Genomic DNA, 6609 nt, shown 5'->3' on the forward strand with positions numbered 1-6609 from the left:
CGAGGGTGCCCTACTTCTTGCCCTGCGCCGCAACGGCGGCTGCCCCGGCGGCGGCGGCGGCGGGGTCGAGGTACTCTCCGGGGCCGAGCGGCATGAAGTCGTCGCCGAGGCGGTAGACGAGCGGGATGCCGGTCGGGATGTTGAGCTCGGCGATCTCGTCGTCGCCGATGCCGTCGAGGTGCTTGACGAGCGCTCGGAGCGAGTTGCCGTGGGCGGTGACGAGCACGGTGTTGCCCGCCGCGAGGTCGGGCACGATGTCGGACTGCCAGTACGGCAGCATGCGTTCGATGACGTCTTTCAAGCACTCCGTGCGCGGCAGCTCGGCATCGTCGAGGTTCGCGTAGCGCGGGTCGCCGACCTGCGAGTACTCGGCATCGTCGGCCAGCACGGGCGGCGGCACGTCGAACGAGCGACGCCAGAGCTGGAACTGCTCGGGGCCGTACTTCTCGAGCGTCTCGGCCTTGTCGAGCCCCTGCAGCGCACCGTAGTGACGCTCGTTGAGTCGCCAGGAGCGACGCACGTCGATCCACGCACGGTCGGCGACGTCGAGCGCGATGTTCGCCGTCTGGATCGCGCGGGTGAGCACCGAGGTGTGCAGCACGTCGGGCAGCACGCCGGCCTCTGCGAGGAGCTCGCCGGCGCGCGCCGCCTCGGTGGTGCCGAGTTCGGAGAGCCGCACGTCGACCCAACCGGTGAACAGGTTCTTCTGGTTCCATTCGCTGTTGCCGTGGCGAAGCAGCACGAGGGTGTGAGGCATGAGCACAAGCCTAGCGGCGAGGCATCCGCGGGTCGGTCACGCGAGAGAACGGCTATCGCCGCCGCTGAGAGACGCTCTGCAGCATTTTGAACAGCATTCAACGACCTTTTATCATCTTTTGCTTGACGAATGCGAAAAGGCCCCCCTAGGTTCATGGTCGGACGCCCGCGTGCGCTCCCGGTAGTTGAAACCAATGGAGGTCTCATGCTCACCCAGTTCCGTTCGACCGTGAAACGTCTCATCGCCGTGGCGGTCACGGCCCTGCTCGCCGCAGGGTTCGTCGCCGCAACGGCGACGCCGGCATCGGCGCACGACGAGTTCAAGATCCTGGTCTTCTCCAAGACAGCCGGATTCCGCCACAGCTCGATCGAGCCGGGCATCGCCGCGATCAAGGGATTCAGCGCCGACCATCACTTCGCGGTCGATGCGACCGAGGATGCGAGCGCCTTCACCGAGGAGAACCTGGCGCAGTACAAGGCCGTCGTGTGGCTCTCCACGACCGGAGACGTGCTGAACGAGGCCCAGCAAGGCGCCTTCGAGGCGTACATCGAGGGTGGCGGCGGGTACGCCGGCATCCATGCCGCGTCCGACACCGAGTACGACTGGCCGTGGTACGGCGAACTCGTCGGCGCCTACTTCGCCTCGCACCCGAACGGCACGCCGAACGCCGACGTCAACGTGCAGGATCACGACCACCAGTCGACCGAGGACCTGCCACGCACGTGGAACCGCGATGACGAGTGGTACAACTACCAGGCCAACCCGCGCGGCGATGTGCACGTGCTGGCGACGCTCGACGAGAAGACCTACGGCGGCGGCTCGATGGCGCCCGACCACCCCATCGCCTGGTGCCAGGACTTCGGGGCGGGCCGGTCGTGGTACACCGGCGGCGGACACACCAACGCCTCGTTCAGCGACCCGATGTTCCTCGACCACGTGCTCGGCGGCATCCAGACCGCCGCCGGCGTCGTCGACGCCGACTGCAACGCGACGGTCGACTCCTCGTACGAGCAGGTCACCCTCGCCAAGGGTGCCGACAAGACGGGCGAGCCCATCGCCCTTGCGCCGCTGCCCGGCGGCGACGTGGTGCACACGTCGCGCGACGGCCGCGTCTGGTACACCAGCAAGGAAGCCCAGACGGCCCTTGCCGGCACCGTGCCGGTCTACAGCCACGACGAAGACGGCCTGCAGGGCGTCGCGGTCGACAAGGACTTCGCGACCAACCGCTGGGTCTACCTCTACTACGCACCCAAGCTGAGCACGCCAGCCGGCGACGCGCCCGAGAACGCGCCCGCTCCCACCTTCGACGGCCACAACCAGCTCTCCCGCTTCAAGCTGGACGCCGGCAACAAGCTCGACCTCGCCTCGGAGCAGAAGATCCTCCAGGTCGCGGCGAACCGTGGCCTGTGCTGTCACGCCGGCGGCGAGATCAAGTTCGACGGTGACGGCAACCTGCTGCTCTCGACCGGAGACGACACCAACCCGTTCGCTTCCAACGGCTACAACCCGGTCGACGAACGGGCGGCACGCAACCCGGCATTCGACGCCCAGCGCTCGTCGGGCAACACCAACGATCTGCGCGGCAAGCTGCTGCGCATCACAGTCAACGCCGACGGATCGTACGCCATCCCGGCCGGCAACCTGTTCGCAGAGGGCACCGCCAAGACCCGTCCCGAGATCTATGCGATGGGCTTCCGTAACCCGTTCCGGTTCGGGGTCGACCAGGAGACCGGCTGGATCTATCTCGGCGACTACGGTCCGGATGCCGGGTCCGCCAGCCCGACGCGCGGCCCGGGTGGCACGGTCGAGTACAACTTGATCAAGGAGGCCGGCAACTACGGCTGGCCCTACTGCATCGGCAAGGGCAAGGCATACAACGACTACGACTTCGCGACGTCGACGTCGGGAGCGAAGTTCGACTGCGCCGCACCCAAGAACGAGAGCCCCAACAACACGGGCCTCGTCGACCTGCCGCCCGCGAAGGACGCCTGGATCGAATACGACGGCGGTTCGGTGCCGGAGTTCGGCACGGGCGGTGAGTCGCCGATGGGTGGCGTGGTCTACAACTACGACGCCGCGCTGGCGTCCGACACGAAGTGGCCCCAGTACTACGACGGCCGCCCCCTGCTCTACGAGTGGGACCGCGCGTGGATCAAGGAAGCCGACGTCGACGACACCGGCGCGCTGCACTCGATCAGTCCCACGCTCGAATGGATGGACCTGCGTCGACCGATGGACCTCGAGTTCGGGCCCGACGGATCCCTGTACGTCCTCGACTACGGCGGAGGCTACTTCGGCGGCGCTGCCGACTCCGCGGTCTATCGCATCGACTACGTCAACGGCACGCGATCGCCCAGTGCGGTCATCACGTCATCCGCCACTGACGGCCCGGCGCCGCTGACGGTCGAGTTCGACGCGACCGGCTCGACCCATCCCGACGAGCTCCCCATGTCGTACGCGTGGGACTTCGACGGTGACGGTCAGACCGACTCTACGGATGCTGCGGTGTCGCACACCTACACCGAGAACGGCGTCTACGCGGCCAAGCTGACCGTCACTGACTCGGGCGACAACGAGTCGTACGCCAGCTCGACCGTCACGGTGGGCAACACCTCGCCCGTCGTCACACTCGAGCTGCCCGACAACGGCAGTTTCTTCGACTTCGGCGACCAGATCCCGTTCAAGGTGACGGTGACCGATCCGGAGGACGGCTCGACGATCGACTGCAGCCGCGTGACCGTCGAGTACATCCTCGGCCACGACAATCACGGCCACCCGCTCTCGAGTGAGACGGGCTGCCAGGGCACGATCACGACGGTGGCCGACAGCGGTCACGGCCTCGACGCCGACATCTTCGGCGTCATCAACGCGACCTACACCGACAACGGCTCGGGCGACGTGCCCGCGCTCACGAGCGACGACGAGGCCACGCTGCACACCCGCACGAAGCAAGCCGAGTACTTCGACGACAACTCCGGCGTGCAGGTCGTCGACAAGGCGGCCGCGCACGGCGGCAGACAGCTCGGCTACATCGCTTCGGGCGACTGGTTCTCGTTCGACACGGTCAACCTGAAGAACATGACCGGCATCTCGGCGCGTTACGCGTCCGGCGGCGGCGGCGGGACGCTCGAGGTGCGCTCGGGTGCGGCGGACGGACCGCTCCTCGGCACGCTGGCTCTGCCCAGCACCGGATCGTGGGAGACGCACAAGCAGACCCCCGTGGTGAACCTGACCGATCCGGGCGGCAGCACGGGGCTGTTCTTCGTCGCCAGGGGTGGCTCCGGAGACATCTTCGACGTCGACGACATCTCGTTCGAGGGCAAGGGCGCGGCCTCCAACACCGCCCCGAAGGTCACCGGGCTGACCGCGACGCCGACCTCGGGCACGGCGCCGGTCGAGGTGGACTTCACCGCGGCTGCGACGGACCCCGACGGCGACGAGCTCACGTACACGTGGGACTTCGGCGACGAGTCGGACCCGGCCACCGGGGCGGCGGTGTCGCACACGTACACGACGGGCGGCGCGTTCACCGCGACGGTCACGGTGAAGGACCCGAGTGGCGCCTCGGCGTCGCAGACCAAGGTCATCACCGTCACCGGCGCGACGAGCTGCGACGATCCTGCTCCGGAGCGCGGCCCGAACGACGAGTTCCTCGAGGCCACGCTCGATACGTGCCGATGGGATGTCGCGAACTACCGCCCCGACCTGTCACGTGTCTCGGACGGTCAGTGGTTCGTCACGACGACGGACAACGACTTCAACGGCACGAACAACACCGCGGTCCCGAACATCCTCACGACCGACCAACCGGAGGGCACCGAGTGGACGATCGAGACGAAGCTGACGGCGGCACTCGCCAAGACGTATCAGCAGGGCGGCCTGATCGTTCGGGCCGACGACGACAACTACGTCAAACTCGATGTGATCGCGCAGGGCAGCGGCAAGGTCAGGGTCGAGCTCCGCAGTGAAGTCGGCGGGGTCCTGCAGGATGCACGTCCCGAGGTCGCGAACCTCGATCCGTCGACGTACGGCGACTACCTGCTGCGCCTCAGCCGCAACGGCGATTCCTACAGCGGCTCGTTCTCGCGCGACAGCGGGCAGACGTGGGTCGTTCTCCCGACAGCGGTGACCAACGCGCCGGTCGCCGCGGCGGGAGTCGGCGTGTTCGCCCTGGGCGAACGCGCCGGTCGCCGCGGCGGGAGTCGGCGTGTTCGCCCTGGGCGCGCAGGCCGGGGCCGACCAGATCGAGGTGGGCTTCGACTACGTGCGCGATGTCGACGCGGGCGAGCCGTGCGACCCCGCGCTGCGGGTCCCCGACGACGAGTTCGAGGGCGATGCCCTCGATGCGTGCCGGTGGACCGTCGTGAACCCCGACCCGGCGAAGCTGTCGGTCGCCGATGGCAAGCTGAAGATCCACACGACTGCCGGTGACTTCTACGGAACCAACAACGGCACGCTCAACAACATGGTGACGACCGACCAGGCAGGGTCGAAGTGGAACTTGCAGACCAAGCTGCAGGGCGACTTCACGAAGCAGTGGCAGCAGGCCGGCATCATCGACTACGTCGACCAGAAGAATTGGATCAAGGCGGCCGTCATGTCCGACGGAACGGCCGGCAAGATCCGCTTCCAGCTGTCGAGCGAGATCAACGACGTCAACACCGAGAAGAACCTCATGATCGACGCGTCACCCACGGGTGATTACCTGATCCGCCTCGCTCGCGACGGTTCGACGTACTCCGCGGAGGTCTCGGTGGACGACGGCGCGACCTGGCAAGCCGTCTCCGGCACCGTCACCAACGCTGCAGTCGCGGCCGGCAAGGTCGGGCTGATGGCCACGGCCCCCTTGGCCGGGGCCGATCAGATCGACGTGACGTTCGACTACATCGAGGAGGCGAGTGACCCGGCGCCGGTGCTGGATGTGCCGGTGGTCGCCGGAACGCGCTGCATCGCCGGCAAGGTGCTGGTGACGGTGAAGGCGACGAACAACGAGGCGGTGCCGATGGCAGTGACGATCACGTCGGCATACGGCACCAAGTCGTTCGCGGAAGTCGCACCCGGCAAGAACGCGACCCACGTGTTCACCACCCGCCAGGTGAACGTGCCAGCCGGCACGGTCACCGTCGAAGCCACGGCAACGATCGACGGCACCCCGGTGACGCAATCGATCGAGGCCGCCTACGACGCCGCCACCTGTAACTGAACACCAGCCGGTGGCCCGCCCCCGGGCGGGCCACCGGCCCCCTTCGTACCCGATCCACTACATCCATTCGGCAGAGCAGCCGAGAGAACCAGGAGTGTTAAAATGAGCAAGTCAGGATTCGTCGCCAGGTGCACCGCGGTCACCGTCGGCACCGTCCTCCTCGTCGGCGTCGCGGGCGTCGCGATGGCCGAAGAAGTCAACCAAGGCGACCAGGACGTCGCCGTGAACGTCTCGATCGCCGAGATCACCGAACCCGGCGTCCTCGCGATGAGCGTCGCCGCAACCACCACCACCCTCACCGAAAACGGCTCCGACGCCACCGTCCGCCAATTCACCGGCGCCCTGCCCACCGTCACCGTCACCGACACCCGCGACCCCGCCACCATCCCCGCCGACGCAGCCTGGTACGTGCTCGGCAGCTCCAGCGACTTCACCGGCACCGGACTCGCGCCCATCACCGCCGACCACCTGGGCTGGACCCCGAACCTCATCGACGGCGGCGAATCCGGACAAGTCGCCGAAGGCGACCAGGTCGACACCATCCTCGACGACGGCCCCAACGCCGTCGGCCTCGTCGACCAGGAACTGCTCGCCATGGCCTTCAACTCCGGCGAGATCGCCACCGAAGGCCAATGGACCGCCAGCGCCG

The 6609-nt window shown here is 67.5% G+C and carries 4 protein-coding genes; 3 read left to right on the top strand and 1 reads right to left on the bottom strand.

All coding sequences use genetic code 11. The features are described 5' to 3' along the window. Window positions 1-10: 10 nt before the first annotated feature. Entirely contained in the window at window positions 11-763 is a 753-nt protein-coding gene (locus H521_RS0117650) for a phosphoglyceromutase (protein WP_022894343.1), read from the bottom strand. Window positions 764-961: 198 nt separating this feature from the next. Between H521_RS0117650 and H521_RS26620 the strand changes: the two genes are divergently transcribed. From H521_RS26620 to H521_RS24125, 3 genes are all read left to right on the top strand, one after another. After that, entirely contained in the window at window positions 962-5188 is a 4227-nt protein-coding gene (locus H521_RS26620; RefSeq protein ID WP_156891524.1) for a ThuA domain-containing protein, read from the top strand. Beyond that, complete coding sequence (locus H521_RS0117660) at window positions 5121-5960, top strand: DUF1349 domain-containing protein (protein WP_169514010.1); 840 nt, start codon at window positions 5121-5123, stop codon at window positions 5958-5960. Before H521_RS26620 ends, H521_RS0117660 begins: the two co-directional genes overlap by 68 nt. Before the next feature lie 102 nt (window positions 5961-6062). Then, the coding region (locus H521_RS24125) for a hypothetical protein (protein WP_022894344.1) at window positions 6063-6609 on the top strand (547 nt) is incomplete at its 3' end.

The organism is Agromyces subbeticus DSM 16689 (genome assembly GCF_000421565.1).
GTDB lineage: Bacteria > Actinomycetota > Actinomycetes > Actinomycetales > Microbacteriaceae > Agromyces > Agromyces subbeticus.